Annotated in this window: 3 protein-coding genes; 2 read left to right on the plus strand and 1 reads right to left on the minus strand. The window is 71.8% G+C overall.

All coding sequences use genetic code 11. The features are described from left to right. Nucleotides 1-224, plus strand: a 224-nt coding sequence (locus HW445_RS23290; RefSeq protein ID WP_180222911.1) for a class F sortase, incomplete at its 5' end; no start/stop codon positions are given. A 126-nt stretch (nucleotides 225-350) separates the two neighbouring features. Beyond that, entirely contained in the window at nucleotides 351-1379 is a 1029-nt protein-coding gene (locus tag HW445_RS23295; RefSeq protein ID WP_180222912.1) for a glycoside hydrolase family 6 protein, read from the plus strand. Between the two features lie 60 nt (nucleotides 1380-1439). On the opposite strand, the gene HW445_RS23300 is transcribed toward HW445_RS23295, so the two are convergent. Continuing rightward, nucleotides 1440-3386, minus strand: a complete 1947-nt coding sequence (locus HW445_RS23300) for a kelch motif-containing protein (RefSeq protein WP_180222913.1) — start codon at nucleotides 3384-3386, stop codon at nucleotides 1440-1442. Between the last annotated feature and the right edge of the window lie 3 nt (nucleotides 3387-3389).

Genomic DNA, 3389 nt, shown 5'->3' on the forward strand with positions numbered 1-3389 from the left:
CCGGCGACGCCATCGACGTCTACCGCGGCGACGGCCGGCCGGCCCGCTTCACGGTGGAGGAGGTGCGGACCCTGGGCCGCGACGACTTCGACGCCCGCACCGCCTACGGGCCGCGCAGACCCGGCCGCGCCGAACTGCGGCTGGTGACCTGCGCCGGCGCGTGGGACGAGGCGGTGCGTGCATACACCGCCAATGTGGTGGTCTCGGCCTATCTCACCGGATGAGGTGAACGATGATCCGGAACTTCCGTGTTGATGCTCTCCGTTGGATTCGCGTGGGTGACAACTGAAATGTCAGGACTGAGAATGGGAACGACAGTGCGCCCAGGGGGGACAGCAGGGGGGAACGGGATGTACGCCATCAGGCGAGCCAGGAGGGTGAGACGGCTGTGCGCGACGGTGCTCGGCACAGCGCTGCTGCTCACGGTCGTGGGCTGCTCCGGTGACGAGGAAGGGGACGGGGAACGGCAGAGGGAGCGGGCGGGGGGCCCGGCCGTCGGGAAGGGCGCGCCGTTCTGGGTCAACCCGAACGGCAGCGCGGCCAGGCAGGTCGAGGCCTACGAGCGGGAAGGCCGGGAGGCCGAGGCCGAGGTCATCCGGCGGATAGCGGAACAGCCGGCGGGCGAGTGGGTCGGCACGTCCGACCCCGAGGGCGAGGCCCGTGCGCTCACCGAGGCCGCGGTGCGGGCCGACCGCAGGGCGCTGCTGGTCCTCTACAACATCCCGCACCGCGACTGCGGCAACTACTCCGGCGGCGGAGCCCTCGACGGCAACGCCTACCGGTCCTGGCTGGAGGCGGTGATGCGCGGCATCGGCGACCGCCCGGCGACGGTGGTCCTCGAACCCGACGCCGTGCTGCACCTGGTCGACGGGTGCACACCCGCCGAGTTCCACGAGGAGCGGTACGCGCTGCTCGACGAGGCGGTGACGCGGCTGAAGGGACTGCGGAACACCAAGGTCTACCTGGACGCGGGCAACGCGGGATGGGGACGGCCGGAGCAGATCTGGGAGCCGCTCAGGAGGGCCGGGGTGGAGAAGGCCGACGGCTTCGCGGTCAACGTCTCCAACTTCTACTCCACCGCCGACTCCATCGCCTACGGCAAGTCGCTCTCCGCGAAGGTCGGCGGCCGGCACTTCGTCGTCGACACCAGCCGCAACGGCAACGGCCCCTACGAGGAGGGCGACCCCGGCGAGCGCTGGTGCAACCCGCCGGGCCGCGCCCTGGGCGAGACGCCGACGACCAGCACGGCGGACCCGCTGGTCGACGCCTACGTGTGGGCCAAGCGGCCCGGCGAGTCCGACGGCACCTGCAAGGGCGGGCCGAAGGCCGGCGAGTGGTGGCCGGAGTACGCGCTGGCGCTGGCGCGGGCGTCGGGCTGACGGCACGGACGGCGAAGGGGCGGCCCCGCGGTGCGGGACCGCCCCGTCCGTCCGCGGCGCTCAGGGCACCTTCACCCACCGCGCCGTCGAGGGAACCCCGTCCCGGTCGGTGAAGAACAGCATGTACCAGCCCGGCTGCACCAGGTTCCGGTTCCCGGGCACGGTCACCGTCACCCCGCCGGCCGTCCGCTCCAGCTCCAGGGCGATCGACCGCTGGTCCACGTCCGTGACGTGCGTGGAGGCGCTCGGGCGGACGAGCCGCGCCGTCGCCAGGCGGCCGGCGTCCGGGGAGCGGAACGTGGCCGACCCGCCGCGGCGGACGGTGTCCGGGCCGTCCTCCACCACCGGCTGCTCGCCCCGGTAGAGGTAGGGCGGCGTGTAGATCTCCACGCGCTGCTCGAAGACGCCCGGCCGGGAGTCGGCCCGGTCCGCGAAGAGCGGGTCGGATCCGAAGAACATCACCCGCCCGTCCGGCAGCAGGATCGACCCCGAGTGGTAGTTCCGGCCCACCAACGGGTCGGCGACCCGGCGGAAGGCGTTCGTGTCCGGGTCGTACAACCGGGCCTCGAGGATGTCCGAACCCGAACGCCCCCGGTAGTCCTCCGAACCGCCGGACACCAGCACCGTGTCGTCCGGCAGGACCGAGGACTGCGGGTACCGGGTGCCGCGGCCGAGTGACGGTCCGTCGGTGAAGCGCGGCGTGCGGGAGCTGAGGTCGACCAGCCGGGTCCGCTCCGTCGACGCGCGTGACTCGCCGACCCCGCCGCCGCCGATCACCAGGTACTTCTCGTCCTGCGCGGGCGGCAGCAGCACGGTGCCGGAGGTCTCCAGCCGGTCCGCGTCCCGCATCCCGGGGATCTTGGTGAACGTGTCGGTCCGCACGTCCCACACGCCGGGGTCGCGGCCCACGTCCGCGGGGCCGTAGCCGGCGTTGGAGCCGGAGTAGAAGAGCTTGCCGTTCTGCATCAGGAACAGCGCCGGATAGGTGGGGAACTGACGCTCCTTCGCGGTGTACGTCCACTTCCTGGTCCGAGGGTCGTACACCTCGTTCTTGCCGGGCACCAGCTGCCCCACCTCGTCCAGGCCCGAGACGGCGAGGACCTTCCCGTCGGAGAGGGTGGTGAGCGTCGGGTACCAGCGGGCCTCCCGCATCGGGTCGACCTTGATGTACCGCTCGGCGACCGGGTCGAACTCGTAGGCGTCGCGGATCCCCTGGAAGTCCCTCTTGTCCAGGGCCAGCTTCTGGGCGATGCCGTACGTGTTGCGGGCGTCGGCGCCTTTCAGGCCCTGGATGCGGTAGTTGTCCTCGGCGCCGGTCTCGTGGCGGGCGCCGCGCCGCTCCGCCTCGACGTAGACACGGCCGAGGCCGGCGTCGTTGCCGAGGAACCTGCCGGTCCCGCGGTCGAACCGCTTCTTCGCGCGCGGGACCAGGACCGAGTCCTGGGCGACGAAGGTCTTGCCGTTCGCCCTGCCGGTGAAGCGGGTGCCCGCCTCGATGGTCATCGGCTTGTCGGGGTTCTCGTTGTGCACCACCATCAGCCCGCCGGCCTTGGTGACGTCGCCCTTCAGCTTCTCGTAGCGCTGGGTACCGCCCGCGATGAGCAGATTGCCGTCGGCGAGCTGGGTGTGACCGGTGCAGAAGAGGTCGCTCGGGGTGGGGACCTTCTTGACCGTGCCCTTCACCGGGTCCCACACTCGGGTGTCGAACCGCCTGGCGTCGAAGTTCTTCCGGTCGTTGCCCGAGCCGGCGATCAGCAGCACCTTGCCGGTGCGCAGCAGGGCGGCGTGGATGGTGTTCTGGCGGTACCCCTCCGGGAACTCGACGACGTCCCAGCGGCCGTTCTCCGCCTTGTACGCGGGCCGGTCGATCGTGTAGGCGTGGTACTTCTCGGACCCGAAGCGGTACAGCCAGGGGCCGTTGGCGCCGGCCAGGGCCAGCACCACGGCGGTCGTGACGGCGATGCGGCGCACCCTGCGCCGCGAGGGGGTGGGCCGGTTCGGCGTCATCGC

It is taken from the genome of Streptomyces sp. UH6, assembly GCF_013421635.1.
Classification (GTDB): Bacteria; Actinomycetota; Actinomycetes; order Streptomycetales; family Streptomycetaceae; genus Streptomyces; species Streptomyces abyssomicinicus.

Coding starts and splice junctions, on each gene's coding strand:
- HW445_RS23295 (WP_180222912.1), top strand. CDS start 351: ATGTACGCCATCAGGCGAGCCAGGAGGGTGAGACGGCTGTGCGCGACG.
- HW445_RS23300 (WP_180222913.1), bottom strand. CDS start 3,386: ATGACGCCGAACCGGCCCACCCCCTCGCGGCGCAGGGTGCGCCGCATC.